This window comes from Pseudomonas sp. IPO3778, from assembly GCF_013386825.1.
Lineage (GTDB): Bacteria > Pseudomonadota > Gammaproteobacteria > Pseudomonadales > Pseudomonadaceae > Aquipseudomonas.
Genome location: NZ_JACARC010000040.1, coordinates 15,171 through 41,107 on the forward strand (window position 1 = coordinate 15,171; position 25,937 = coordinate 41,107).

Genomic DNA, 25,937 nt, shown 5'->3' on the forward strand with positions numbered 1-25,937 from the left:
AGAGTGAAATGAATGTAACTGTATTTGGAATCGGCTATGTGGGCCTGGTGCAGGCAGCGGTACTGGCTGACGCGGGGCATGAAGTGTGTTGCGTGGACATCGACACCACCAAAGTCGAGAACCTCAAGAGCGGGATCATTCCGATCTATGAGCCGGGGCTGAGCGCCCTGGTACAGAAGAACCACGATGCCGGACGCTTGCATTTCACCACCGACGCCGCGCAAGGCGTGCGTCATGGTGAGGTTCAATTCATCGCGGTGGGCACGCCCCCCGATGACGATGGCAGCGCCGACATCAAGTATGTGCTCTCCGTTGCGGCGACCATCGCACTCACCATGACCGAGCCGAAGATCATCGTTAACAAATCCACGGTGCCGGTGGGTACGGCGGACAAGGTTCGGGCGAAAGTGTCCGAGGTGCTGAAGTCCCGTTCCGTTGAGGTGGAGTTTCACGTCATCTCCAACCCCGAGTTCCTGAAGGAAGGTTCGGCGGTGGCGGACTGTACCCGCCCCGACCGCATCATCCTCGGCAGTGACAGCCACTACGCCGTGGACCGCATGCGGGAACTGTATGAGCCCTTCAACCGCAACCACGAAAAAATCATCACCATGGACATCCGCAGTGCCGAGCTGACCAAGTACGCGGCCAATTGCCTGTTGGCAACCAAGATCTCCTTCATGAATGAAATGGCCAATTTTGCCGAGCGCTTGGGCGCCGACATTGAAGCCGTGCGTAAAGGCATCGGCTCTGACCCACGCATTGGCTACGACTTTATCTACCCCGGCTGCGGTTACGGCGGCTCGTGCTTCCCGAAAGACGTACAGGCCCTGGAACGCACCGCGTCGTCGATCGGCTACCAGGCCACGCTGTTGTCCGCCGTCGAGGAAGTCAACAAGCGCCAGAAACAGCACCTGTTCGGGCATATCCACCATCACTTCGGCGGGCAACTGGAGGGCAAGACCTTTGCGATCTGGGGCCTGGCCTTCAAGCCCAATACGGATGACATGCGCGAGGCCTCCAGCCGCGTGTTGATCGAACAATTGCGCAGCGTGGGCGCCCGGGTTCAAGCCTTCGACCCGGAAGCGATGGCCGAGACACAGCGCATTTACGGCATGAACGAAGACCTGCTGCTGATGGGCACCAAGGAAGCGGCGCTTCAAGGTGCCGACGCGTTGGTGATTGTGACGGAATGGCGCGAGTTCAAAGCCCCGGACCTGGACTTGATAAAAGAAAAGTTGAGCACGCCGGTTATCTTTGACGGTCGCAATATATTTGATCCGCAACGAATGAAAGCCAATGGTTTTGACTATTACGGTATTGGTCGCGGGTTATCAGTACGCCCTGTCGTTTAATCCTGACGATTATTAACATTGGTGGTTTGAGCTATCCACAAGTGAGATGATTTCGCGGAGGCTAAGTGCGCGATCCAACAGGATCTTGTGCAGTTTGCATAGTCTGTTTATCTCCGTTCCATCACTACTCCCTTATTTAGAAGTTTCATAAGGGGTAACTATCGAGAAGGAGTCTGATATGAGGAAATTACTGTTGGCCGGCTTGCTGGCTTTCACGAGCACTGCGGCATTGGCCGCGGGTGAAATCGTCGGCGCTGCGGTGGGCGAGGCGGCCAGCGCAGGCGAGTCCCTGTCGTTGAGCACCCCGGTCGTGGGCGGTGTGACGCTCGGTGAATCGGTCGGGGTCGGCTCGGCGGTTGTCGGCGCTGCAGCAGCGGCTTCCAACTCCGGCGGCAGTTCCAATGGCGGTACTTCCGGAACTGGCGGCACAACCGGTACAGGGGGTACCACCGGTACCAACTAATCCCTCACAAGCTGTGTTGTTCAAGATCACTCAGAACTTTCTGGGTGATCTTTTTTAGACTCGCCCTCGACTAGCGTAGTGCCATTATGATTTCTAGGTTACCTGTTCTTTTGCTGGCAAGTCTCAGCTTGCACGGCTGCATGTTTTCGCCTGGTCAACACATGGACACCAGTCAAATGTCCAGTGATGGCTCGCCCGAAAGTACCCGGGTGGAGTTAATTCCCATCACCCCCAAATTGATCGCCATGGAGGCCGCCACGCATGTTCGCGAATCAGTGCCGGAACCGTTGTTGTCTTATATTCCGGGAGGCTATCGCGTCGGCGCCAATGACCTGTTGTTTATCACGGTCTGGGATCACCCCGAGTTGACGGCGCCGTCCGGACCGCAACAGCAGATCGATGCCAACGGTCGCCTGGTTCGCCCCGACGGCACCCTGTTTTATCCGTATATCGGTAACGTCCCGGTGGCCGGTAAAACCATCGAAGAGTTGCGCGCCTACATCTCCGGGCGCCTGGCGCAGTTTATTGAAAGCCCTCAGGTGGACGTCAGCGTCTTGCGGTTTGCCAGCCAGACCGTGGTGGTGACCGGTGCGGTGATCAAGGCCGGCCAGCAGCCCATCACCACCACGCCCTTGAGTGCGGTAGAGGCCATCGGCGCCGCCGGGGTAGACCCCACGAATGCCGACCTGTCGGGGCTGACCCTGACGCGGGACGGCCGCGAGTACACCCTGGACCTGGACAGCCTCAATCGCCAGGGCTCCCAACTGCAAGGCATCTACCTCAAGGGCGGCGACCGGTTGTACTTGCCCTATAACGACCACAAGCGCGTCTACCTCATGGGCGAAGTCAACCAGCCCCGGGCGCTGAGCTTCAAGGGCAAGTCGATCAACCTGACCGACGCCCTGGGCACGGTAGGGGGCTTGAACCAGACCACCTCCAACGGCAATGCGGTGTACGTGATTCGCGGCGTGGACAACCTGGAAGCCGAACCGGCCAAGGTGTTTCAGCTCGATGCCCAGTCACCGTCTGCCCTGGTGCTGGCGACCCGGTTCGACTTGCAGCCCCAAGACATCGTGTATGTCGGCCCGGCCGGCGTGACGCGCTGGAACCGCCTCATCAGCCAGTTGTTGCCGACCGCCAGTGCCATTGGGCTGGGTGCCCGATCGCTGAATGACCTCAGCGAAGTCAACAGCAGATAAGGCGCTCTCCCGTCGTGAAAATTTTGCCTACCTGCGCCAGCCTGTCGATGGCGCTTTTGTTGTGCGGGTGTAACCCGCTGATGAGGGCGTCCTGGTACACCCTCGAAACGTCCGTCTCCGGCCCGGCGCCCATCAACGTGACCCGTGCCCAGGTCGATGCGGTGCCGTATCCGCAGATTCTGGTCACCACCCGTACCAGCGAAGGGGTGATGGCCATGCCTCGGCGCCGGGGCAGCCTGGAGTTCTGGGTTGCGTCCGGCAAGCAAGTGCTGATGATGCGCGACGGCCTGGTGGTACGCACCGTCGGGCTGGGTGCGTCCCTGGATGGCACCCGCTTCAGTGGCGAGTCGCCGTTCAAACGCGGCCTCCAGCGCCTGCCCGACGGCTATACCAGCACGCGCTGGATCGACGTGTACGACGGCAACCGGATCGGTCTGGCGGTCAACAGCCGTTTCAGCCCCCACGGTATCGAGACCCTCCGCATTCTGGACAAGGATTACGCCTTGCTGCGCATTGACGAGCAGGTGGAAGTGCCCACCTTGAATTTCCGCACCACCAACCGTTACTGGGTCGATCCCCAGGACGGTTTCATCCTGCGCAGCGAGCAGCATTTGACGCCCCGGCTGGTGCTGAAAATCGTGCAGCTGCGCCCCGATCGGGGGCCTGCCCGGTGAAGTGTTCGAACCTGATAGGCCTTGGCTTTGGCCTGCTCTTGATCGGCCCCGGTGTGGGGCAGGCGGCGGTCACGGTCAGTGGCGACGTACGCAGCCCCGGCCACTTCGAGGTCAAACCCGATGCACGCTTGCTGGACGTTATTCGCCAGGCCCAACCCAACGCCGAAAGCTACTGGCTGGGGGCGGCGTGGCTGCATCAGTCATTGGTGGATAAGCAGGCACGTTTGAAGGCGGGCGTCTTGTTCGACCTGAAACTGCTGCAACGGGGGGCCTTGCTGGACGGCAAGCACACGCGAGCGGACCTGAGTGCGCGACTGTATCAACAGGTCGAGCCGTTGCCGGTCACCGGCCGCCAGGTGGCGGTGCTGGACCCGATCGCCGTTGAAGCGGGGTTCGCACGCAATGGGTTGCTCGATGATGGCGACCACCTTGTTTACCCCGCCAGGCCGTCCACGGTGGAAGTGCTTGGGGCGGTCGCGCAGCCCTGTGAGGTGCCTTACCGCGCCATGGGCGAAATCCAGGAGTACGTGCGGGGCTGTACCACCCTCGGTGACGCCGCACGCGATGAGCTTTGGCTGATCCAGCCCGACGGCCTGGTGCGTCGCGTGGGCGTGGCGGCCTGGAATCGGGAAGAGGGCGTGGTGGCTGCACCCGGCAGCAAGATTCTGGTGCCGATCCGCAGCGATGACCTTGAGACGCCGACCCCTGATCTCAACCAACAACTGGCCGAGTTTCTTGCCACTCAACCGTTGGCTGAGGTGAACCCTTGAATTTACGTTTTGCAGCTGTATTGCTCTTGCCCTGCGGATTGGTTCACGGCGAACCCCGCTACACCCAAAATGATTTTGGTGGCGTGGGTCTGTTACAGACCCCCACTGCCCGCATGGCGCCGGCGGGGGAGTTGAGCGCCAACGCCAATCGCACCGATCCCTACTCGCGCTACAGTTTTTCCTTGCAGCCGTTTGACTGGCTCGAGGGCTCGTTCCGTTACACCGCCATCAGCAACCGCAAATACGGTGCCGAGGCGTTGAGTGGCAGCCAGAGCTTCAAAGACAAGGCCATCGACTTCAAGGCGCGACTCTGGGAAGAAAGCCACTGGTTGCCGCAAGTGGCGTTTGGCGCCCGGGACATCGGCGGTACCGGCTTGTTTTCCAGCGAATACTTCGTCGCCAACAAGCGCTATGGCGACCTGGATTTCAGCCTTGGCCTCGCCTGGGGCTACCTGGGTAACCGAGGGGATTTCAGTAACCCGCTGTCGGTGTTTGGCAGCAAGTTCAACGACCGGCCCACGAGCACGGCGGTCGTGGCCCGGGCAGGGGACGTGAACTCCAACGCGTACTTCAGGGGGCGTCCGTCGCTGTTTGGCGGGGTTGTCTATCAAACACCCTGGGACCCCCTGAGCCTGAAACTCGAATACGAGGGCAATGACTACAAGCACGAGCCCCTGGACAACTCGATCAAGCAGGACTCGCCGGTCAATATCGGTGTGGTCTACAAGCTGGCCGACAGCGTCGACCTGAGCGCAGCCTGGGAGCGCGGCAATACCGCGATGTTCGGCATCACCCTGCACACCAACTTCGTCAGCCGCAAGGCCCCGGTCAAGACGTATGACCCGCCTGCCGAACCGCTGCCGGCGCGCATGCCGACCACGCCGTCCGATCAGGTCAACTGGGCCAGTGTGGCCGACCGGCTGCAGCAGAATGCCGGCTACAAGGTGGAGCGTATTGCCCGGCGCGGTTCGGAATTGATGGTGTATGGCGAGCAGCAACGCTACTTCTACTCAGCCAAGGCCGTCGGGCGCGCCAGTCGGATCCTCGACAACAGCGCCAATCAGGACATCGATTGGTTCACCCTGGTGAACAAGCGTTATGACATGCCCATCGAAGAAACCAGCGTGCCCCGTGACACCTTCCGCGCGGTGGTGAACAACGAGCAGCCGCTGAAGGACCTGCACCGCTCCACTGAGGTCAATCCGGCCATTGCCCATCGGGAAACCACGCTCTACACCGGCACACGCCAGCCGTTCAACTATGGCCTGGGCCTGGGCTACAAACAGAACATCGGTGGCCCCAACGGGTTGCTGTACCAGTTCACCGCCGACGCCGACGCGGAGTACCGGTTTACCCGCAATACCTGGTGGAGCGGTTTGCTCAGCGCCAACCTGCTGAACAACTACGACAAATTCACCTACGACGCACCGAGCGGGCTGCCACGGGTGCGCACCGACCTGCGCCAGTACATGACGACCTCGGACGTGACGATGCCAAACTTCCAGTTCAACCATGCGGCGCGCCTGGACCAGGACCTGTACGGCATGGTCTACGGCGGTTACCTGGAGTCGATGTATGCCGGGGTGGGTGGCGAAGTGCTGTTCAGGCCCACGAACAAGCACTGGTCGGTGGGCGCAGACCTGAACGTCGTGCGCCAGCGTGATTTCAACCAGGGCTTCGGCCTGCGGGATTACCAGACCATCACCGGGCACGTCACCAGCTACACCGAGTTGCCCTACGACACCCTGGCGGCGGTCAGTGTGGGGCGTTACCTGGCACGGGACTGGGGCACCACCGTGGACATCTCGCGGCAGTTCAAGAACGGCGTGAAGTTTGGTGGCTGGGTCACGCTGACCACTGCCTCGAAGGAAGAATATGGCGAGGGCAGCTTCGACAAGGGGATCTATATTTCCGTGCCGTTCGACGAACTGATGAGCACCTCGACGATGCGTCGGGCCAACGTTGTATGGGCACCCCTGACCCGTGATGGCGGTGCGCGCCTGAACCGTGCCTACTCGCTGCAAACCATGACCGATGGGCGTGACAGTAAACTGTTCTACAACAACTTCGATAAGATCACTGAGTGATTGAGCGGCCTCGGGCGACAAGGATCCTCACTGCCAGGTGCTGAATGCGCCAGGCAGTGAGAGGACCGCCGCGATACAGCGCCAGGTGCAATGCCGGCGAGCAACACGCCCCTGACTTTCCCCTCTGATGTGTAAATGAATGGCTGCCGCGCCCACGGCCGGGTACGTCCGTGGGCCGAAGTTCTTGCGCCTGGCGATCAGGCGAGTGGGGAGTCGGTCGGGTATGAATCAGGTGTGAGCACAGAGGGCGCTGAGGTGGCGCCAGCGGCGTTGCCTGGCACCTGAGTGCCCGCAGGAGCGGGCTGGGTATCAGGCGGCGCCGTGGCGCAGGGAAGGGGCTTAGTAGATGTCTTTGGACAGCAGGGTAAACGGCGTTTTGAACAGGATCTTGATGTCCAGCCACAGGGACCAGTTGTTGATGTAGCGCAGGTCGATATCGACGCGCTGCTGCATCTTCTCCAGGGTCTCGGTTTCGCCGCGGCAGCCATTGACTTGCGCCAGGCCCGTGATGCCGGGCTTGATGCGATGGCGTGCCATGTACGCGCGAATCTTGCCCGAGTAGTAGTCGTTGTGCGCCACGGCATGGGGGCGCGGGCCCACCAGCGCCATATGCCCTTGCAGCACGTTGAACAGCTGCGGCAGCTCGTCGATGGACGTGCGGCGGATAAAGCGCCCCACGCGGGTAATGCGTGAATCGTTGCGGCTTGCCTGGCGCACCTCGTGGTCGTCATGCACGCGCATCGAGCGGAATTTCCAGACCTTGATGATCTCGCCATTCCAGCCGTGACGGTCCTGCTTGAAAATCACCGGGCCGGGGGAGGTGAGCTTGATCAGCAGGGCGAACAGCAGCAATAACGGGCTGAGCAGCACAATCGCCAACAGCGCCAGGCTTTTGTCCAGCAGCGACTTGCTCAGTGCCGCGGTCGGGCGGCTGGTCAGTGGGCTTTCATTGAGGAAGATCGCCGGCAGGCCATCCACCTCGGCCACGCTGTGATTGAGCAGTAGCATGTTGTTGAGGTCGGGCACCCAGATCACGTCCACGCTGATCTCCAGCAGGTTGAGGTACAGCGCCTCGATGTGAGTCGCCTCCTGGAGGGAGTGAGTGATGTACAGCCGGCGAATACCGTGTTGCCTGATCAGCGCGGGCAGGTCGGGCAAGTCGCCGAGAATCTGCGGTTGGGTACTGTTCTGTGGCGAAGCGGTGACGGGGCCTACAAGGCCGATCAAGGGGGAGCGTTTTTGTTTGGCAAGCGTGTTGGCCAAGTCAACAGCAAGTTTTCCCGTGCCAATAATCAGCGATTTCTGGCGCTCGTGAAGTTGGCGATGGTAGTACCGGGATAGACTGTGAATCGGAATATAGCAAAGTGCTAGTAGTGGATAACTGACGGCGGCCCAGAGTAACAGGATCTCTACGGGAAACAGCGAGCTGGCATTACAGGCCACGCCCACTGCCGACAATATGCCCAAGGTTAATAACCAGCCGGTGAATAACCGTCCCAGCCCAACAAAAAAGTTATCTTTTTTGCTATAGACGTCACATAACATGTAGGACGGTATGGATGCCAGTATTGTAATGGCAGCCAATATCCGGTAGTGAGATTCCAGTTGTCCGGTGTTGAACAGTGCCAATGAAAACAAAAGTACAACGACCAAACTCAAGGCCATGGCCCACTGCCCCCAAAAAGTGAGGCCCTTGGGTGTAAGGTTACGGTGCATTCTTCTGTTGTTAAGCATACTTCTGCTCCCTGTGGTATCCACTCACGTGCTGGCAGGTTAAAGCGAGGCGTGGTTTTAATGACTATCAAATGGCAGGCGCACGCGTAGGCGTGCGTATGGATAGTAATCAATGGCAGGGAGCAACGGCTGACGACTTATAACGCGGGCATGTTGTTATAAAATGGCAGATAGAAAAGGATTTTAATAGGCAGGGTGAATTGTAGTTTTTATGAAATTATTATTGTTCGGCGACGTGGCCGCGAGTGCTCAGAGGCTTTTTGATTTTTTGCGTCAGGCAATAGCCGCGATTGCGTACCGCCCGGAACAGACGTTCGCCATCATTCACACGCTTGAACTTGTCCTGCAACCGGCTCAGGCACATTTCGAGCCCGCGATACAGGTCCGGCTCGCGCCCGATGTTACGAATAAGTTCTTCTTTACTGACGACCCGTTCTTCATGGTTCAGCATTTTTTTAATCAGCGCCGATTCAATGGTGGTCAGGGAAATGCGCAATCCACCTTTAACCAGTGCGCGGTCTTGTTGTGTCAATAGCCAGACATCATGGGTACGCAATGCGGGTGTTGCATGGGTCATCGTCGTCGCGGTGTTATTCAGGTCGGGGCCGACGGGCTCAGAGTTGCGTGCGGTGACTTTCGGGTTTTTCGAGGTGTCGTAAAGTTGTCGGGTTAATCGGTTATTAGCCTCGTAGAGTCGTTTGGCGGCCACATAATTGCTTAGCCATAGATTGAAGTTTTGTTCATTGGTCACGGCGTAGGAACTGGCGGACACTTCCGATGGTTTTTCCGCGGTTTCGACCAGCGGGCCGCTGTCTACGTCGTAATGTAAAAATGCCACATTCGGCGTGAAATCCTGCAGCGCGATTGACGGGTACGTCGATGTAAATGTGTGTTTCTTGAGAGAACTCATGGCATTCACCGATTCCAGAAAAGTACGGGGGTTCATAAACTATCAGCAGGGGAGAAGTAGGGGCCCTGAAAATAGTCAAAAGGCAAGCGTCTGGCGAGAAGCGCGCTGTCGGCATATTCGACGTTGTCGGCGATAAACGAGACCCGGGTGGTGCTCATCAGCCCCAGCATCTGGTCGTAAAGCCGGTCGAACAGGCCCGAGCGCGTGTTCAGACTGAGCCTGAGGGCAGAGTCCGGAAAGGGCATTTTTATATAGTCATAAAGACTCAAGTCGATCAAAAGGTCGGTGTTCTTTGTCTCTAATGTGTAATTGTTATAGGCAAGCTTGATACTGCTTCGGTCTTTCAGGCTATAGAGCTGACGGATCATGTCCCTGCGTTCCACCGGGCCAGGGAGCGTCGCCAGTGTATTTTCAACACTGACAATGAGTTGCTGTTTTTGTTTTTCCAGCGTATTGGAGGTGCTGATAATCTGTTTGAGCAGCTCCTCATTCATCAGTACCGATTGCTCTATTCGGAAAAACTTGTGCAGGCCCGGGGTTTTATCCACGCGCAAACGTTTACCTTCCTGGGCGAGCGAACTCGGCCTGGTGTATTGCAGGGCTTCGCTGTAGGCGTCTTTAAGTTGTTCGCAATAATAGGCGCACATCTCATCCGGCAAACAGTCGAGCACCGGCTCTGCATGAACCCGAATCTCACTGCCCCATAAGGTAAAGCTTCGCTCAAGTATCGCCTGTCGCGAGAACGTGAAGTCAACAGGCGCTGCGAGCGCTAAATTTCCGCTATTCACGGTTCGGCCGCTCCTTTAAGGGTTGGGCATGGTGAACCGAAGCAAGTCCTCTACTTAGTTTGTAGCCGTAACCTCGAATGCTTTGAATGATGTTACTTCCGTAGTGCGATTTAATTTTACCGCGCAGACGGCTAATTGATTTTTCGAGTGCTCTTGAATCATAGAATCTGGCGTTAAGTCCCATCACGACTGCAATTTGGTCATGGCTGAGCAACCGATTATGAATGAGCGCTTCAAGTACTTTCATTTCGACAAACGACACCTCGAGCTTTTTGCCACCCCCGTAGATGCACATGCGGTCCTGGTCTAGTAGCAAATCAGTATTACTTAGCCAGTACGACTCGCTGAGGAACGCGGCAAAGAGGGCAAGTTTTTTCTCGAGTGAGCTCTCAACTACCTTGATGCAGTAATCGGCACCTGCGAGATAATATTTGGTTTTGCTAAGTGTCGTGGCGAACGTGACAACCAGGAAAATGGTGCTGCCAGGGTTTTCGGCTCGGGTTTTTTTAATAATGTCCAGCGTTTGGGTGCTGGCGGAGGGGGTATCGATCTCTATGATGATGGCACGGTAGTGTCCATGGCTTTCATAGGGGCCAATTAGTTGGCCGTAGGAACGTGTATCGACTTTTAGGTTTTTCGGTACAGTACGAACTATAAGCTCGCTGAAGTCCTCGGATTTGGATGGGGTCCGTGCAATAGCGAGGACGTTGGAAAAATGCATCACGTTGCTCCCTTTTCCGGCATGCGAGGCCGTCAATTCAATCGCTGCAGGCGTTTAGATGTTAATCGAATTGAATACGCCAAAACGTGACAAATTTTAACATTCGGCACTTTATTTACGGGGGGTAAGGCGGTTTTCAAGCGGGTGTTGAAAGCGGATTTCTGCGCGGGAGTACTCATATGCTAGTGCAAATTTTTTAGTGTGCGATAAGTATTTTAGGCCGGGTTGATTTTTTTCGGCCGCACTGATTTAAGCGTTCTAGTACTGAAGCTCTAAAAATGCTTAAACCTGACTATTTATAATAATCCAGCAAGGCGATAGCGGGTGTTGTGTGTTCGGATATACCGGCGCGGTCCGCCAGGTAGCGTGCCGGGGGTTTGCCGATGACCTTGCGGAACATGGTGATGAACCCGCTGGCGTTCTCATAACCCAGGTCCAGCGCGACGGTTTGCACGCTTTCACCTTTGGCCAGGCGCTGCAGTGACAGGATCACATGCAACTGTCGGCGCCAGCGCCCGAAACTCAGGCCAAGCTCCTCCAGCAACAGCCGCGTCATGCTGCGTTCGCTCATGCCGATGCGCACGGCCCATTCCCCCAGGGTGGCCTTGTCGCCGGGGTTGGCCAGCAAGCTGTCGGCCAGGCGCCTGAGCCGTGTGTCTCGGGGCATGGGCAGGTGCAAGGCCTCGATCGGTGCCAGCGCCAGTTCGTCCAGCAGCGTGGCCACCAACCGTCCCTGGGCGCCCTCGGTGTCGTACAGCGCAGGAAAGCTGACGGCCTTGCTGATCAATTCGTGTAACAGCGGCGACACGGAGAGCGTGCAGCATTGCCCTGGCAGGGCGTTGGCCGCGTCGGGATCAACCAGCAGGCAGTAAACATCGGCGGCACCCGACCCGCGAGCGGCGTGGGAAAGGCCGCCGGGAATCCACAGCGCGCATTGGGGCGGCACGATCCAGATACCTTCTTCGATCACGCAATGAATCACCCCGCGCAACGTGTACATCAACTGACCTTTGCGGTGCTGGTGCGGCGCGTGCTCCCAGCTGGCGCAAGTGCTGGAAGCACTCACCGCGACCACGGCACGGGGAATGGCATCGGCAAAGGCTTGGCGCATCGGGTCACGGTTTTCGAGGTGATGGTTATGCATGTGGGATGTGCGTATTGGCTGGAATGCGAAACATTCTGGCCATTCTGTGCAATGGCGTCCAGTGATAGCGTGGCTACCATGAGAATAATTCTCGTTAAAGGAGCTTCCCATGCAACTCGACTGTTCAACATTCCCTGTGGTGAAAATCGTGTTTGACGCCCCGAGCGACACGTCTGCGGCCGATGCCTTTTTGGCGTTCGAGGCCTTGTTGCAGCGCGAGGAACCCTTCGTCCTGCTGCACGAAAAAGCCGTGGATGAAAGCACTCACGAACACTCCCACGAAGAACGCAAACACGCCTCGATCTGGATGAAGAAGAACAAGGTGGCCCTGCGTGCGTTCGTCAAAGGCATGATTCAGGTGGAGCCCAGCGCGGCCAAACGCCTGGCGCTCAAGCCGTTTGCCGTGATGTTTGGCAAGGCGTGGGGTTACCCGTTGCTGGTGGTGGAGTCCAGGGACCGGGCCTGGGCATTGGCGCGGGACGTGCTGGACACCCAGGTGTCGGATGTGGCGCATTATTGAGTGGTTGGTGCTGCCGTGCTGCCGCGCAAGGTGAGCTCGAACGGCAACACCACTTGGCGTTCTGCCAGCGACGATTTCTCGATCAGGGCGATGAGCATCTCGACGGCCTTGCGGCCGAAGGTTTCAGCCGGCTGGGCAATGGTGGTCAGCGGCGGGTCGCAGTAGGCGGCGAAGGGGATGTCATCAAAGCCCACCAGGGACATATCCTGGGGCACGCGCAGGCCCTGTTGCTTGATGCGCTTCAAGGCGCCGATGGCCATTTCATCGTTCTCGCAGAACAGCGCGGTGGGGCGATGGGGCAGGGCGAGCAGGCTGCCAGCCCCCTCGAAACCTGCGTGCAACGTGAAGTCCCCGTGGCAGATCAGCGCCGGGTCGCGCGGTATGCCCGAAGCGTGCAAGGCGTCTTCATAACCGGCTACGCGGTCCTGGGTCAGCGGGCTGCTTTTGGGGCCTTTGATCAAGCCGATGCGGCGGTGGCCGAGGTCGATCAAATGCTGGGTCATGGCCATGGCCGCGCCGCGGTTGTCGAGGCTGATGGTGGGGTGGCGGCCGTTCTGAATCACCTCGCAGGCGTTCACCAGCGGCGGTGAGTCGCTGCAGTCACTGAACGGGTCGGATGCCCGCAACTGAATCACCCCATCGGCCTGATGGGCGTGGACCAGTTCGGCGAACTGTTTTTCGATTTCTGCCTGGCCTTGGGTGTCGCACAGCAACAACCGATAGCCCGATGCCTGAGCGGCTTGCTGTGCACCGCTGATGACCCGGGCGAAAAACGTGTTGGCAATCGCCGGCACCAGGATCACCAGGTTGCCGGTGCGCCGCGAACGAAATTGCACCGCCATGCGGTTCGGCCGGTAGCCGGTCTGTTCCACGGCCGCGTTGACCTTGTCGCGGGTCTCGGGGAGCACGCGTTCAGGGCTGGCCAGGGTCCTGGACACGGTGGCCACCGAGACCCCGGCCAAGCGGGCAACTTCACGAATATTGGACAAGACCACCTCGTTATCAGAGCAGCAGCCGCCAAGTTTACCGCAGTCGGGGTTTGACACCGTGGGCAACTGGGCCTAAATTTCCGGCACGATGTAACCGGTTACATCGTGATCATTAATAGCCCAAAAAGGGAACACGCGCGATGACGGCTGCTGTGCAAAAAATAAGAATGGGTTTTGTCGGCGGCGGTGAGGGCGCTTTCATCGGCCAGGCCCACCGCCAGGCCGCGGGGCTGGATGGCTGTTATGAACTGGTGTGCGGCGCCTTCAGCCGCCAGCCCGAGAACAACCGCAACACCGGCAGCGCCTTGGGCTTGCCCGCGTCCCGCTGCTACGGCGACTGGCAGCACATGCTGAGCGCCGAACAGGCCCTGCCGCCGGGGCAGCGCATGCAGCTGTTGGTGATCGTTACGCCCAATCACTTGCATGCACCCATCGCGACTCAGGCGTTGCAGGCGGGCTTCCACGTGTTCAGCGAGAAGCCTGCGGCGCTGAACCTTGCTGAAGTCCAGGGGCTGGCAGCCGTCGTCAAAGACAGCCCCGGACTCTACGGGCTTGCCCATACCTACCTGGGTTACCCGATGGTGTGGCAAGCCCGCGACATGGTGCGCAGTGGGGTTATTGGTACGTTGCGCAAAGTCATCGTCGAGTACCCACAAGGCTGGCTCAGCCAGGACGTGGCCGGGCAGGGGAATAAACAAGCCGACTGGCGCGGCCGGCCCGAGCTGTCGGGAGTGGGTGGCTGCATCGGCGACATCGGCACCCACGCGTTTTCCCTGGCGGAGTTCATCGCCGACCAGCCTATCGAACAGGTCTGCGCGAGCCTGGGCATCCACGTCCCCGGGCGGCAACTGGATGACGATGCCGCCATGTTGTTCAAGATGGCCTCCGGCGCAAGTGGCGTGTTGATCGCCAGCCAAGTGTGTGCCGGTGAAGGAAACCCGCTGAAGATCCGCCTCTATGGCGACAAGGGCGGCCTGGAATGGCGCCAGGAAGAACCTGCCAGCCTGATCCACCGTTCCCTCGATCAACCCCTGCGCATCCTGCGTTCCGGCGTGGGCCAGCCCTGGCTGTGCGACGCGGCATTGCAGCGCATGCGCCTGCCCGCCGGGCATCCCGAGGGTTATCTCGAAGCCATGGCCAACCTCTACCGCGACTTCGCCACGGCCATTCGCCAAGGCACCGCCGCCGTCGGCGTGCCCGGCATTGAAATCGGCGTACGCGGCATGGCCTTTATCGAAGCCGTGATCGCCAACCATCGCGGCGATGCGAAGTGGACGACCCTGGCCACCCACTCATGAAGGAGATTGCACCCATGCGCGGCCCCGGTATTTTTCTCGCCCAGTTCATCTCGGACGAAGCGCCTTTCGACACCCTGGCCAACATCGCCCAATGGGCGGCGTCCCAAGGCTACACGGCGATCCAGTTGCCGACCCTCGGCACCCGCTACATCGACCTGGCCCGCGCCGCTGAAAGCCAGGCCTACTGCGACGAACTCAAGGCAACCTGCGCCCGCGCCGGCGTTGAAATCAGCGAACTGTCGACCCACCTGCAAGGCCAGTTGGTGGCCGTGCACCCGGCCTTCGACACGCTCTTCGACGACTTCGCCCCGGCCCACCTGCGGGGCCAGCCCCAGGCGCGCACCGAGTGGGCCATCGACCAATTGAAACTCGCCGCCCGCGCCAGCCAACGCCTCGGCTTGACCGCCCACGCGACCTTTTCCGGCGCGCTGCTCTGGCCCTATATTTACCCCTGGCCACAACGCCCCGGCGGCCTGGTGGAACAAGGGTTTGCGGAGTTGGCCAAGCGCTGGCTACCGATCCTCGATTGCTTTGACGCGGCCGGTGTCGACCTGTGCTACGAAATCCACCCCGGCGAAGACCTGCACGACGGCGCCTCCTTCGAACGCTTCCTCGAAGCCGTCGACCACCATCCCCGGGCCAACATTCTCTACGACCCCAGCCACCTGCTGTTGCAGCAAATGGACTACCTGGGCTTCATCGACCGCTACCACGCGCGCATCCGCATGTTCCACGTCAAGGATGCGGAGTTTCGCCCCGATGCACGCTCCGGCGTGTATGGCGGCTATCAAGGATGGGTCGACCGCCCCGGGCGGTTCCGCTCATTGGGCGATGGCCAGATCGACTTCAAATCGATCTTCAGCAAGCTCACCCAATACGACTTCAGCGGCTGGGCCGTGCTGGAGTGGGAGTGCTGCCTGAAGGATGCGCAACAAGGCGCGGCGCAAGGGGCGGCGTTTATCCGTCAGCACATGATCCGCAAGACCACCAAGGCGTTCGATGACTTCGCCGGCGTGACCTCCGACGAGCAATCCAACCGACGGCTGCTGGGCCTGCCCGACGCCTGAACACCGCGTCTGACCCAAAATAACAATAAAACGGTGACCACAATGAAAGCGCGACTGAGCGTCATGATGTTCCTGCAGTTCTTTATCTGGGGCGGCTGGTTCGTCACCCTCGGCACCTTCCTCGCCAGCAACCTGGGGGCCAGCGGCGGGCAAATCGGCATGGCGTTTTCCACCCAGTCGTGGGGGGCGATCATCGCGCCGTTTATCATCGGCCTGATCGCCGACCGCTACTTCAACGCCGAACGCATCCTGGCGGTGCTGCACCTGATCGGCGCGGTGCTGCTTTACCAGCTGTACCGCGCGCCGGACTTTGTCGGCTTTTATCCCTACGTGCTGGCGTACATGGTCATCTACATGCCGACCCTGGCACTGGTGAACTCGGTGGCGTTCCGGCAAATGAGCGACCCGGCCCAGGAGTTTTCCCGCATCCGTGTGTGGGGCACCCTGGGCTGGATCGTCGGGGGGTTGGTCATCAGCTTTGTGTTCGCCTGGGATTCCCATCAGGCGATCACCACAGGTGCGTTGCGCAACACCTTCCTGATGTCGGCCATCGCGTCACTGCTGCTGGGTGTCTATAGCTTCACCTTGCCGCGCACTGCGCCGCTGGAGCGCGAGGCGGGCAGTGGCGATATCAAGCAACTGCTGGGGCTGGACGCCCTCGGGTTGCTCAAGGATCGCAGCTACCTGGTGTTCTTCATCGCCTCGATCCTGATCTGCATTCCCCTGGCGTTTTACTACCAGAACGCCAACCCGTTTCTTGCGGAAATCGGCGTCACCAACCCCACGGCAAAAATGGCCATCGGGCAAGTGTCCGAGGTGTTGTTCATGCTGCTGTTGCCGCTGTTCATCCAGCGCTTCGGCATCAAGGTCGCGCTGCTGGTGGGCATGCTGGCCTGGGCGCTGCGCTATGCGCTGTTTGCCTACGGCAACAATGGCGAGCTGGCGTTCATGCTGTTTACCGGGATTGCGCTGCATGGCATCTGCTACGACTTCTTCTTTGTCTCGGGGCAGATTTACACCGACGCGAAAGCCCCGGAGCGTTTCAGGAGTTCGGCCCAGGGGCTGATTACCCTGGCGACCTACGGCGTGGGGATGTTGATTGGGTTCTGGGTGGCGGGGCAGGTGACCGACCACTATGTGGCGGCGGGCGGCAGCCATGACTGGCGCAGCATCTGGCTGTTTCCGGCGGGGTTTGCGTTGCTGATCTTTTTTTGTTTTTCGGTGGCGTTCAAGGGGCGGGAGCGGGTGGCGGGCTGACTGAGTGCGATGTCCAGGCCAGCCAAAATCAAAGGTGGGAGCTGGCTTGCCTGCGATAGCATCACCTCGGTGCAACTGATACATCGAGGTGTCTGCATCGCAGGCAAGCCAGCTCCCACACTGATTCTCTTTGCCTGTTTGAGCGTGTTGTTGGCCGGTGTGGAACTCAGGCTTTACCGGGGCTCTTGAATAGATCAAGCATCAGCAACAACGCACCCAAGGTGATCGCGATATCGGCGAGATTGAACACACCCGTATGCAGCGGGCCGACATTCACCACCAGGTAATCGACGACATGGCCGTCACGAGAAACCCGGTCAATCAGGTTCCCGGCGCCGCCCAGGGCAATCAGGAAAAGGGCGGCGGCCTTGCGCAGGGAGTGGTTCCAGTGCGTCCAGGCCCAATAACCCGCCCAGCACACCACGGCGGCCACGCCGACGATAAAGATCAGTTGCTTGACCTGGGTTGGCAGGCTGGCGCCCAAGCTGAGGAACGCACCCGGGTTCAAGCTCAACTCCAGGGCCATGTTGACCGGGCTTGAGCCGAACCGGAGCGTGGTGGCTTGCAGCGAAAACAGCGCCAGCAGTTTGATCAACTGGTCTACGGCAATAAAAGCAATCCCGATCAGCACGGCAAAGCTTCTTCCTCTCAGGGCGTCCTGCATCTTCAACGATCCACTCCTTCGTTTTTCGCCTGAACCGGCGGCGGCCAGAAGATATCGCACGGCCTGCGCAGCGTCCATCGTTGCACCAACATCCAGCCTGGCCATGGCGTTTCAGGTATCCTCCGCGCCCGCCAATCACTATTTTCCAAACCATGCCCGAACAAAACATGCAGGCCCTGTTGGAGTCGATCCTCGACGAAGTCCGCCCACTGATCGGCCTCGGCAAGGTCGCCGACTACATCCCCGCACTCGCCGACGTACCGGCCCAGCAACTGGGCATTGCCGTGTATGGCAATGACGGCTCGTTCTGCTGCGCGGGCGATGCCCACACCTTGTTCTCCGTACAGAGCATCTCCAAGGTGTTCAGCCTGGTACAGGCCATCGACCATGGCGGCGAAAGCATCTGGGAGCGCCTGGGCCACGAACCGTCGGGGCAGCCGTTCAACTCCATGGTGCAGTTGGAGTTTGAACGTGGGCGGCCACGCAACCCGTTTATCAACGCCGGTGCGCTGGTAATCTGCGACATCAACCAGTCGCGCTTTGCCGTGCCGATCCTGTCCATGCGCGACTTTGTGCGGCGGCTGTCGGGCAACCCGCAGATCCTGGTCAACAGCGTGGTGGCCGAATCCGAAGCCCAGCACGGCGCGCGCAATGCGGCCATGGCGTACCTGATGAAGTCGTTCGGCAACTTCCACAACGACGTGGACGCGGTGCTGCACAGCTACTTCAACTACTGCGCGTTGCAGATGAGCTGCCTGGACCTGGCCAAGGCGTTTTGCTTCCTGGCAAATGAAGGCGTATGCACCCACAGCGGCGAGCAGATTCTGACGGCGCGCCAGACCAAGCAGGTGAACTCGATCATGGCCACCAGCGGGCTGTATGACGAGGCGGGGAATTTTGCGTATCGCGTTGGCTTGCCCGGCAAAAGCGGGGTAGGCGGCGGGATTCTCGCGGTGGTGCCGGGGCAGTTTACGGTGTGCGTGTGGTCGCCGGAGTTGAATGCGGCAGGGAATTCACTGGCGGGGATGAAGGCGTTGGAGTTGTTGAGTGAGCGGATTGGGTGGTCGGTTTTTTGAAGAGACTTGATCGCTCCCACGCTCTGCGTGGGAGTGACGCCCAGGACGCTCTGCGTCCGCCTTTGTGACGCGGAGCGTCACCGTAGGCATTCCCACGCAGAGCGTGGGAACGATCATTAGCGCGGGCTGGTTTCCGCGCATCGATCCAGCGCTTTGTCGACCAGCATCTGCACACCTTCCAACATCCTGCAAATGCCCAGCGCCACATTGCGTTGAGTCCCGTCGACTTCGAAGGCCAGGTGAGCGGCGATGACATTGATCGACGCCAGGTCTTGCGAGGCATTGGCCAGCAAGGTCTCCGTGTCCAGGTCCGTTCGCACGGTAAATAATCCATCGAACGGTAGCTCGGCGGGTTCAGGCGGTTGGGGTTGGGCGTCAGGTTTCAGATAGTGATGAATGGCGCGGTAAGCCGCTTCTTGAAGCCGGTCGGCATGATTTGGGGGATTTGGACTGTCTTTAATCATGGTGAAGCTCCGTCGATAAGTGGAGCTACCACCGTTCGCGGTCAAACGAGGAGGGTGGCAGCTGTACGCGGGTTGACCGACCGGTTATCAACGAACCCGGCATACCCGAAGGTATCCCGCGTACAGCCGCCGCGACACGATAACTCAGGCACAAAAAAAACGCCTGAAATAGGTGTTGGGCGTTGCGGTCGTTGATGGATCGGACGGTCAAATCCGGCCGCTGAATGGGCAGCGACTGCGGGAGGTTAGTCAGCCCGAGTCCGACCGACAACCTGAAACAGCTGTCGGAAAAATCCGAGCCTATCTCCCTGTAGGAGCGAGCTTGCTCGCGAAGAGCCCAAGCGCACAGTGCGCCGAATACGCAGAGCCGCGAACAGCTGGCGCCCAGTGCAAGTAACGTCATCACGATGCAGTATTCGAAAATGCTAAAGCTAATCGGCGCAAACACCTCGTGAGGTATCGCCAAATACTCTAATCGACTGTTAATTATAACAGTGTCCGGCGCACAGGTTTTGCGTTAGAAGTTAAGTTGAAAGTAGGGCGTCAGGTCGGTTGTGGGTGTGTTTAATTAATTTTTCGCCATGTTCGGGACTTGCATGCTCTTGTCGCTTTTAATAGGCGGTGCCTTATTGGTTTTCCAGTTTTTAAGGCGACCAATATTGCTTTGGAGATAAGTAATGAATGTCACATCGTATCAGCCTCTCGAGGCTGCTGACTTGCTCGTGCCGTTTTTTATTCAAGTGAGTAGTTTTCCGGAAAAGGCCGCGGTCATAACACCCGTGCAACAAATTACTTATTGTGCGCTCGCTGAGCAGGCAGCAATCCTTGCTGGAGGCTTGCGTAAAGAAGGTGTTATCCGGGAAACGCCTGTCGCAATACTTTTGCCTCCGGGCATCGAGCAGGTTATCAGTCAGCTGGGTATTTTGATGGCGGGTGGAAGCTGTGTTCCATTAGATCCTGATATGCCAGAAGACTGGCTTAATAATATGCTGGAGGATCTGCAGGTGAAATGGACCCTCTCGACGTTGCCAGGAAAACACGCTGGTTTACACACGACGCTTCTGGATTTTCATGAACTGCTAAGAAATAAACACACACTCGAACAGGTCGCTGAGGTATTTCCTGAGCACAGGACGCATATCTTGTTTACATCGGGAACCACAGGCAAACCCAAAGCGGTTGAAATTGAGGCAAAGGGCATATTGCGTCTGGTGGTGAACGCCGACTATGTGAATATAATCAATGATGACCATATCGCGTGTATTGCGAATCCAACCTTTGATGCCTCACTGTTTGAAGTGTGGGGCGCACTGCTAAATGGCGCGACGATGATTATGATCCCCAAAAAGGACATTCTTGATATCCACCGTTTTCAGGCGCTGCTGGTCCGGTGGAAAATAACCGTTATGTTTATCACTACAGCGTTATTTAATGTGGTTGCCACAACAGCACCTGAAGCATTTCGTTTTTTTCGCTACGTCTTGGTCGGGGGAGAGGTGCTGAACCCTCATACGTTGAAGCGGGTCCTGGATACGGCGCCTCCCGAGCATCTTCTTAATGTTTATGGACCTACGGAATGCACGACATTCGCTTTAGCGCACACTATCGGCGCAGGAGATTTAACGAAGGGTAGTGTTCCTATTGGGCGCCCCATTAGTCGCACTGTTGCTTTTGTCCTTGATGAGCGCCTGCGGCCTGTCGCTCAGGGAGAGATTGGCCACCTATACGTCGGCGGTGATGGGCTTGCGCGTGCTTACTGGGGGCGTGATGAGCTGACTAAAGAACGCTTTGTTAACGTCACTTTGCCCGGGCATTCATCTTCGTTGAGACTTTATAAAACAGGAGACCTTGGTTCACAGCGTTCTGACGGTGTATTCATGTACCATGGCCGATTGGATAACCAGGTCAAAATTCGTGGGCATCGTATTGAGTTAGAAGATATTGAGTTTCAAATCTTGAAGAGAGGCAGCGTCACGGCGGCTGTGGCGCTCTTGGTAAATGATGGAAACAGCGATCCCTTTTTAGCCGCGTTTGTGGTTCCCGAAAATCCCCAGAGTTTCAACATTGAGCATCTTCGTGAGGCGTTACATCAGCACCTTCCGGCGTACATGTTGCCGCGCTTGTTCGTCATGAGTGATGTTCCTCTGACCCCGACCGGGAAAGTCGATAAGAGAAGATTGTTGGCTGCATTGTCAACCCGCACCGGTGAGGTCGAGAAAGCCGGTACCCTCACGGATAGGGAATACGCTCTGTTGTTGATGTGGCGAAAAATCCTGAGTATCGAAAATATAGGCGTAACCGACCACTTCTTTCGGTTGGGGGGGAGTTCGTTACAGGCCGCGAGATTGATCATCGAAATAAAACGTCAGTTCAAGCAAGACTGTTCAGTGCAAGCGCTTTACGACGCGCCCACGATACGCGGGTTAGCCGATGTACTTTCACAAGAAAAGCAAACTCCAGCGCCTGTTGAAATTGCGCAATGGCTACAGGATGCTCAGTTGCCGGCGGACATTCAGCCGTTGCCAGGGGCACCCCGGGAATGGAGTGAATTAGAGAGTGTTACGGCCTTGTTAACCGGCGCTACCGGTTTTTTGGGGGCGTTTTTTCTTCGTGATCTACTGGCGCTGCCCAACGTTAAAAATGTGATATGCCTCGTTCGTGCACCGAACGAGGAAGTCGCTCGGCAACGTATCAGGCATAACGTCGCTCGATACGGGTTGTGGTCAGAGACGTTCAACGCCCGGATCACGCCGGTTATGGGTGACTTGTCGTTATTTGAACTGGGGCTGGATCAAACGCTATATAAAAAAATGACGATGGACGTTGACGTGATTTTTCACTTGGGGGCGCACGTTAATTATATTCAACCCTATCAAGCCCATCGTGCCGGGAATATAGACGGTACATTGAATATTTTGCGCCTGGCCACCCAGGGTAACCCCAAGCCACTGCACTATATTTCGACCATCGCTGCCTTTGGTCCTGCTGGGCTATTGAATAGAGTCCATAAAATTACTGAGGATGATGACCTCGCGCCATACCTTGAAGGCATGAAATATGACTCCGGGTATTCGCAAAGCCAGTGGGTTGTTGAGCAATTTATCTGGGAGGCTACAAGGCGTGGTGTACCGCTCGCGGTGTACCGCCCCGGGTTTATCATGGGAGATAGTCTGAATGGCGTAGGTAACCCAAACGATTTTGTCTCTCGCTTGCTGAGAGGGTGCATCGCGATAGGTGCTTATCCTGTGCTTCCTCGGCAACGTAAGGAGTTTGTGCCGGTTGATTACGTGAGTGCCGCATTATTAGTGATTGCCCGGGACAATAGAAACCTTGGAAGGGCTTATCATCTGGTCCCTCCGGATCATACTCAATCCGTTGATCTCGATAGGTTTTTCGAACTGCTGACGGTGATAGGTTATTCACTGCAAAAGCTGCCTTACGCCGAGTGGGTCAGCCGGCTGGAAATCGCCCCTGGGTTGGCCCACAACCCGCTTATGCCGCTCCTGCCCATGCTTTCCGAAAAGGTGTACGAAAACCTGACTCGTTGGGAGGTCTATGAAAATATGCCTATCTATGATGCCAGTCACACTCAGGCCGCGTTGGCTGCCGTAAACAGTCGCCTGAAACCTGCGCCAATGGACAGCGAACTGCTGTCTCGTTATCTGACGTATTGGGAAAAGAGCGGCGATTTTACCTAGCGGTTAATAGGCTTCCTTGTAGGGGCGGGCTTGCTTGCGAAAAACGTCGAGGCACCGCATTTATTCAGAATGCCCGCGTTATCGTTGACGACCTTCGCGAGCAAGCTCGCTCCTACATAAAAGCAGCTCTGCTTTCGCTCTGGCCTTTGCGTTGGCTTCTACCACTTGTCTCGGCTTTCAGGCAGAGCAAAGGCCGAAGCGAACTCGGTCCAAATGTGGGAGCGGGCTTGCTCGCGAAGGTCGTTAACGAGGACGTGGGTATCCTGGTTCAACGCGGCGCCCTCTGGTTCTTCGCGAGCAAGCCCGCTCCCACATAAAAGCAGCTCTGCTTTCGCTCTGGCCTTTGCGTTGGCTTCTACCACTTGTCTCGGCTTTCAGGCAGAGCAAAGGCCTAAGCGAACTCGGTCCAAATGTGGGAGCGGGCTTGCTCGCGAAGGTCGTTAACGATGACGTGGGTATGCTGATTCAACGCGGCGCCCTCTGGTTCTTCGCGAGCAAGCTCGCTCCTACAGTGGGTTAGTCGATTTCCGTACTGCGTGCGACTTGCTGTTGCGCCTCCAGCGCCGCCAATCGCTCAGTCAACACCGCACGAACCCGGTCATATGCGCCACTGCCCAACAACAACCTTTTCGGCGCAGGCTGCACGTCGGCCACTGCCAACATCGCCTTGGCCATCTTCACCGGGTCACCCGTCAGCGCAAACTCTCCACTCGCCACCGCCCTGCGCACATCACCCGCCGGCGTCTGGTCATACACCGCCATCGGCGGTGGGCTCACCAGTGCGGCGCCAAAGTTGGTGCGCGTTGGCCCCGGCTCCACTAACGTCAATTCAATCCCGAAGGGCGCAACCTCTTGCGCCACCGATTCCACAAACCCTTCAATCGCCCACTTGCTCGCGTGGTACAGGCTGAAGTTCGGATACGCCAACTGCCCGCCCTCCGAAGACACCTGCAGCACCCGACCGCCGCCTTGCTCCCGCAGGAAGGGCAGGCATGCACGAATCACCTGGATCGAGCCCACCAGGTTGGTCTGCAACTGCTGCTCGATCTGTTCGTCGCTGACTTCCTCCGCCGCGCCAAACAGCGCATAACCGGCGCTGCTGACCACCACGTCGATGCGCCCCAATTCGGTAAAGGCTTGCTTGACCACGTTGCGAATGGCCGCTGCATCGTTCACATCCAGCTGCGCCAACCACAGTTGTTCGGGATAGCGCTCGGCCAAATCCTTCAGGGCTTCGGTTTTACGCAACGTAGCGGCGACTCGGTCGCCGCGTTCAAGCAGTTGTTCCACCAGGGCTTTGCCGATGCCCGAGGAGCTGCCCGTGACCAGCCAGGTTTTTTTCATGGGGGATGTCCTCCGTAAGCTGCCGGTTTGGCAAACAGTACAGACACCGTACGCCCCGGCTACTGCTGCTACTATCGATGCAATCGCGCATGAGTTAGTGAATATTCCCCATGAATCCATCGACGCCGTCGCTTGCAGAACTCAGTGCCTTGACGCTGATCGTGTCCCATCGCAGCTTTCGCAAGGCGGCCGATGAGCTGGGGCTGTCGGCCTCGACCCTCAGCCATATGATGCGCACGCTGGAGGCCAGCCTCGGTGTGCGCCTGCTTAACCGCACCACTCGCAGCGTGGCGCCGACGCCGGCCGGTCAGCGGCTGGTGAGCCGGGTGACGCCGCTGTTGCGCGAGTTCGAGCTGGCGCTGGAGGAGGTCAATGAGTTTCGCGATTTGCCCAGCGGCAGCCTGCGCATCAGTGCGAGTGAACCGGCGGCGCGGATTCTGTTGGAGTCGATATTGCCGGAGTTTCTCGCGCGTTTTCCGCAGATGGCCGTGGACCTGGTGACCGATGGGCGTCTGGTGGATATCGTCGATGAGGGTTTTGATGCCGGTATCCGCCTGGGCGAGTCGGTGCCCCAGGACATGATCGCCGTGTGCATGGGGCCACCCACACGCTTCATCACCGTGGCCTCGCCGACGTACCTGGCAAACCGTCCCGCGCCACTCACGCCGGACGACCTGCAGCGTCACCAGTGCATTTCCATTCGCATGCCCAGCGGCAAACCTTACCGCTGGGAGTTTGAAAAGCATGGGCAGTCACTGACGGTGAGCACCACTGGCAACCTCACCCTCGATAACGTGGAAATCATGGCCGATGCCGCCGCTCGCGAGTTGGGCATCGCGTATGTGCCGGAGCATACGGTGGCGCGGTATTTGGCGGACAAGCGCCTGGTCATGGTGCTGGAAGACTGGTGCCCGCCGGGTGCCGGGCTGTATTTGTACTACCCGGGGCATCGTCATGTGCCGGGCGGTTTGCGGGCATTTATCGAGGTGATAAAGGAGAAGGTCGATGTTGCCTAATCGTGTGGTCCAGGCCGCCGCGAAGTCGGTGTTGCAGCAACTCGTGACGCATATCACACCCGCTTCGACCGAGGCGTCCATCGCCCGAATGGCGGCGCAGATGCTCGTGGACTCCGGCTATCCGCAGACCTGGTATTACGACTGCCCGGCCTTCGTATTACTGGGTTCGCGCAGTGTGCTTTCGGTGTCGGGCCGGGACTATCGGCCCAGTGACGAAGCGGTCGGTTTGCACAATCTGATTACGGTGGATTTGAGTCCACGCGCTGGCACGGTGTGGGGCGATTGCGCGCGCTCTTTCTATGTGGAGGAGGGTGTGTGCCGGGCGGTGCCGACGGGTGCGGAGTTCAGAAAGGGCCATGAAGTAGAGCACCGGTTGCACGCGATGATGCGCACCTTCGCCCGCCCCGAAACCACGTTCGACGACTTGCATGCGTTCGCCAATGAACTGATCGCATCCGAGGGTTTCGAGAACCTCGATTTCGCCGGCAACGTCGGCCACAGCATCTGCGAGCAGCGTGACCAACGGCTTTACATCGAAGCGGGCAATCATCGGCGCCTTGAGGAGGTGACGTGCTTTACTTTCGAACCGCATGTTCGCGAGCGAGGCGGTCGCTGGGGCTATAAGCACGAAAATATCTATTACTTCGGTGATGAGGGAGAGGTCTGCGAGCTTTGATGAGGGCGCCGGTCTCCTGAGGAAAC

General features: G+C 58.4%; 23 protein-coding genes. 14 read left to right on the top strand and 9 right to left on the bottom strand.

Annotated elements, in window-relative coordinates; all coding sequences use genetic code 11:
• Positions 1–8: 8 nt before the first annotated feature.
• From HX855_RS21240 to HX855_RS21265, 6 genes are all read left to right on the top strand, one after another.
• Positions 9–1,352 (top strand): UDP-glucose/GDP-mannose dehydrogenase family protein, encoded by a 1,344-nt coding sequence (locus HX855_RS21240; RefSeq protein ID WP_177090713.1) that lies wholly within the window; start codon positions 9–11, stop codon positions 1,350–1,352.
• A 178-nt stretch (positions 1,353–1,530) separates the two neighbouring features.
• A complete protein-coding gene (locus HX855_RS21245) occupies positions 1,531–1,815 on the top strand; it encodes a hypothetical protein (RefSeq protein WP_177090715.1) in 285 nt (94 codons plus the stop codon).
• An 86-nt stretch (positions 1,816–1,901) separates the two neighbouring features.
• The gene (locus HX855_RS21250) at positions 1,902–3,014 is read left to right on the top strand and encodes a polysaccharide biosynthesis/export family protein (RefSeq protein WP_177090717.1); all 1,113 of its coding nucleotides are present in this window, start codon (positions 1,902–1,904) and stop codon (positions 3,012–3,014) included.
• Between the two features lie 14 nt (positions 3,015–3,028).
• Positions 3,029–3,688: a YjbF family lipoprotein gene (locus tag HX855_RS21255; RefSeq protein ID WP_309139826.1), complete on the top strand. Its 660-nt coding sequence runs from the start codon at positions 3,029–3,031 to the stop codon at positions 3,686–3,688.
• Positions 3,685–4,458 carry a capsule biosynthesis GfcC family protein gene (locus HX855_RS21260; protein WP_177090735.1) on the top strand — a complete coding sequence of 258 codons (774 nt, stop codon included), beginning with the start codon at positions 3,685–3,687 and terminating at the stop codon, positions 4,456–4,458. The genes HX855_RS21255 and HX855_RS21260 overlap by 4 nt, the downstream gene beginning before the upstream one ends.
• Positions 4,455–6,545, top strand: coding sequence for a YjbH domain-containing protein (locus tag HX855_RS21265; protein ID WP_177090737.1), 2,091 nt, complete (start codon positions 4,455–4,457; stop codon positions 6,543–6,545). Before HX855_RS21260 ends, HX855_RS21265 begins: the two co-directional genes overlap by 4 nt.
• Before the next feature lie 339 nt (positions 6,546–6,884).
• On the opposite strand, the gene HX855_RS21270 is transcribed toward HX855_RS21265, so the two are convergent.
• The 5 genes from HX855_RS21270 to HX855_RS21290 form a co-directional block, all read right to left on the bottom strand.
• Entirely contained in the window at positions 6,885–8,279 is a 1,395-nt protein-coding gene (locus tag HX855_RS21270; protein ID WP_177090793.1) for an undecaprenyl-phosphate glucose phosphotransferase, read from the bottom strand.
• Between the two features lie 220 nt (positions 8,280–8,499).
• Positions 8,500–9,189: a winged helix-turn-helix domain-containing protein gene (locus HX855_RS21275; RefSeq protein ID WP_177090739.1), complete on the bottom strand. Its 690-nt coding sequence runs from the start codon at positions 9,187–9,189 to the stop codon at positions 8,500–8,502.
• 32 nt (positions 9,190–9,221) lie between these two features.
• Positions 9,222–9,977 (bottom strand): hypothetical protein, encoded by a 756-nt coding sequence (locus tag HX855_RS33435; protein WP_177090741.1) that lies wholly within the window; start codon positions 9,975–9,977, stop codon positions 9,222–9,224.
• A complete protein-coding gene (locus HX855_RS21285) occupies positions 9,970–10,698 on the bottom strand; it encodes a winged helix-turn-helix domain-containing protein (protein ID WP_177090743.1) in 729 nt (242 codons plus the stop codon). Before HX855_RS21285 ends, HX855_RS33435 begins: the two co-directional genes overlap by 8 nt.
• Before the next feature lie 292 nt (positions 10,699–10,990).
• Positions 10,991–11,842: a helix-turn-helix domain-containing protein gene (locus HX855_RS21290; protein WP_177090745.1), complete on the bottom strand. Its 852-nt coding sequence runs from the start codon at positions 11,840–11,842 to the stop codon at positions 10,991–10,993.
• Positions 11,843–11,951: 109 nt separating this feature from the next.
• Between HX855_RS21290 and HX855_RS21295 the strand changes: the two genes are divergently transcribed.
• Positions 11,952–12,362 (top strand): hypothetical protein, encoded by a 411-nt coding sequence (locus tag HX855_RS21295; RefSeq protein ID WP_177090747.1) that lies wholly within the window; start codon positions 11,952–11,954, stop codon positions 12,360–12,362.
• Here the strand turns inward: HX855_RS21295 and HX855_RS21300 are convergent.
• Positions 12,356–13,351 (bottom strand): LacI family DNA-binding transcriptional regulator, encoded by a 996-nt coding sequence (locus tag HX855_RS21300; protein ID WP_177090749.1) that lies wholly within the window; start codon positions 13,349–13,351, stop codon positions 12,356–12,358. The two genes, HX855_RS21295 and HX855_RS21300, sit on opposite strands and share 7 nt — an antisense overlap.
• Before the next feature lie 167 nt (positions 13,352–13,518).
• Between HX855_RS21300 and HX855_RS21305 the strand changes: the two genes are divergently transcribed.
• From HX855_RS21305 to HX855_RS21315, 3 genes are read left to right on the top strand one after another with little or no spacing between them, the layout of a single operon-like run.
• Complete coding sequence (locus tag HX855_RS21305; protein WP_177090795.1) at positions 13,519–14,649, top strand: Gfo/Idh/MocA family protein; 1,131 nt, start codon at positions 13,519–13,521, stop codon at positions 14,647–14,649.
• 14 nt (positions 14,650–14,663) lie between these two features.
• A complete protein-coding gene (locus tag HX855_RS21310; RefSeq protein ID WP_177090751.1) occupies positions 14,664–15,716 on the top strand; it encodes a sugar phosphate isomerase/epimerase in 1,053 nt (350 codons plus the stop codon).
• A gap of 42 nt (positions 15,717–15,758) precedes the next feature.
• On the top strand, positions 15,759–16,973 hold the full coding sequence (locus HX855_RS21315; protein ID WP_177090753.1) for a nucleoside permease: 1,215 nt from the start codon (positions 15,759–15,761) through the stop codon (positions 16,971–16,973).
• Between the two features lie 166 nt (positions 16,974–17,139).
• Here the strand turns inward: HX855_RS21315 and HX855_RS21320 are convergent, their stop codons facing one another.
• Complete coding sequence (locus HX855_RS21320; RefSeq protein ID WP_177090797.1) at positions 17,140–17,637, bottom strand: signal peptidase II; 498 nt, start codon at positions 17,635–17,637, stop codon at positions 17,140–17,142.
• A gap of 167 nt (positions 17,638–17,804) precedes the next feature.
• On the opposite strand from HX855_RS21320, the gene glsB reads away from it, so the two are divergent.
• The gene (glsB, locus tag HX855_RS21325) at positions 17,805–18,713 is read left to right on the top strand and encodes a glutaminase B (protein ID WP_177090755.1); all 909 of its coding nucleotides are present in this window, start codon (positions 17,805–17,807) and stop codon (positions 18,711–18,713) included.
• A 116-nt stretch (positions 18,714–18,829) separates the two neighbouring features.
• Here glsB and HX855_RS21330 read toward each other — a convergent pair whose 3' ends face one another.
• Positions 18,830–19,177: a DUF6124 family protein gene (locus HX855_RS21330; RefSeq protein WP_177090757.1), complete on the bottom strand. Its 348-nt coding sequence runs from the start codon at positions 19,175–19,177 to the stop codon at positions 18,830–18,832.
• 677 nt (positions 19,178–19,854) lie between these two features.
• Between HX855_RS21330 and HX855_RS21335 the strand changes: the two genes are divergently transcribed.
• Entirely contained in the window at positions 19,855–22,875 is a 3,021-nt protein-coding gene (locus tag HX855_RS21335) for a non-ribosomal peptide synthetase (RefSeq protein ID WP_177090759.1), read from the top strand.
• 516 nt (positions 22,876–23,391) lie between these two features.
• On the opposite strand, the gene HX855_RS21340 is transcribed toward HX855_RS21335, so the two are convergent.
• Positions 23,392–24,219, bottom strand: a complete 828-nt coding sequence (locus HX855_RS21340) for an SDR family oxidoreductase (RefSeq protein ID WP_177090761.1) — start codon at positions 24,217–24,219, stop codon at positions 23,392–23,394.
• Between the two features lie 110 nt (positions 24,220–24,329).
• On the opposite strand from HX855_RS21340, the gene HX855_RS21345 reads away from it, so the two are divergent.
• Both HX855_RS21345 and HX855_RS21350 read left to right on the top strand, forming a co-directional pair.
• Positions 24,330–25,235 (top strand): LysR family transcriptional regulator, encoded by a 906-nt coding sequence (locus HX855_RS21345; RefSeq protein WP_177090763.1) that lies wholly within the window; start codon positions 24,330–24,332, stop codon positions 25,233–25,235.
• A complete protein-coding gene (locus HX855_RS21350) occupies positions 25,225–25,911 on the top strand; it encodes a M24 family metallopeptidase (RefSeq protein ID WP_177090765.1) in 687 nt (228 codons plus the stop codon). Before HX855_RS21345 ends, HX855_RS21350 begins: the two co-directional genes overlap by 11 nt.
• Positions 25,912–25,937 lie beyond the last annotated feature (26 nt).

Bases quoted from the DNA above. Each gene is read 5' to 3' on its own strand.
- HX855_RS21285 (WP_177090743.1), bottom strand. From the start codon at position 10,698: ATGCATTTTTCCAACGTCCTCGCTATTGCACGGACCCCATCCAAATCC.
- HX855_RS21295 (WP_177090747.1), top strand. From the start codon at position 11,952: ATGCAACTCGACTGTTCAACATTCCCTGTGGTGAAAATCGTGTTTGAC.
- HX855_RS21335 (WP_177090759.1), top strand. From the start codon at position 19,855: ATGAATGTCACATCGTATCAGCCTCTCGAGGCTGCTGACTTGCTCGTG.
- HX855_RS21270 (WP_177090793.1), bottom strand. From the start codon at position 8,279: ATGCTTAACAACAGAAGAATGCACCGTAACCTTACACCCAAGGGCCTC.
- glsB (WP_177090755.1), top strand. From the start codon at position 17,805: ATGCAGGCCCTGTTGGAGTCGATCCTCGACGAAGTCCGCCCACTGATC.
- HX855_RS21245 (WP_177090715.1), top strand. From the start codon at position 1,531: ATGAGGAAATTACTGTTGGCCGGCTTGCTGGCTTTCACGAGCACTGCG.
- HX855_RS21310 (WP_177090751.1), top strand. From the start codon at position 14,664: ATGCGCGGCCCCGGTATTTTTCTCGCCCAGTTCATCTCGGACGAAGCG.
- HX855_RS21275 (WP_177090739.1), bottom strand. From the start codon at position 9,189: ATGAGTTCTCTCAAGAAACACACATTTACATCGACGTACCCGTCAATC.
- HX855_RS21305 (WP_177090795.1), top strand. From the start codon at position 13,519: ATGGGTTTTGTCGGCGGCGGTGAGGGCGCTTTCATCGGCCAGGCCCAC.
- HX855_RS21290 (WP_177090745.1), bottom strand. From the start codon at position 11,842: ATGCATAACCATCACCTCGAAAACCGTGACCCGATGCGCCAAGCCTTT.
- HX855_RS21315 (WP_177090753.1), top strand. From the start codon at position 15,759: ATGAAAGCGCGACTGAGCGTCATGATGTTCCTGCAGTTCTTTATCTGG.
- HX855_RS21250 (WP_177090717.1), top strand. From the start codon at position 1,902: ATGATTTCTAGGTTACCTGTTCTTTTGCTGGCAAGTCTCAGCTTGCAC.
- HX855_RS21345 (WP_177090763.1), top strand. From the start codon at position 24,330: ATGAATCCATCGACGCCGTCGCTTGCAGAACTCAGTGCCTTGACGCTG.
- HX855_RS21330 (WP_177090757.1), bottom strand. From the start codon at position 19,177: ATGATTAAAGACAGTCCAAATCCCCCAAATCATGCCGACCGGCTTCAA.
- HX855_RS21350 (WP_177090765.1), top strand. From the start codon at position 25,225: ATGTTGCCTAATCGTGTGGTCCAGGCCGCCGCGAAGTCGGTGTTGCAG.
- HX855_RS21240 (WP_177090713.1), top strand. From the start codon at position 9: ATGAATGTAACTGTATTTGGAATCGGCTATGTGGGCCTGGTGCAGGCA.
- HX855_RS21320 (WP_177090797.1), bottom strand. From the start codon at position 17,637: ATGCAGGACGCCCTGAGAGGAAGAAGCTTTGCCGTGCTGATCGGGATT.
- HX855_RS21340 (WP_177090761.1), bottom strand. From the start codon at position 24,219: ATGAAAAAAACCTGGCTGGTCACGGGCAGCTCCTCGGGCATCGGCAAA.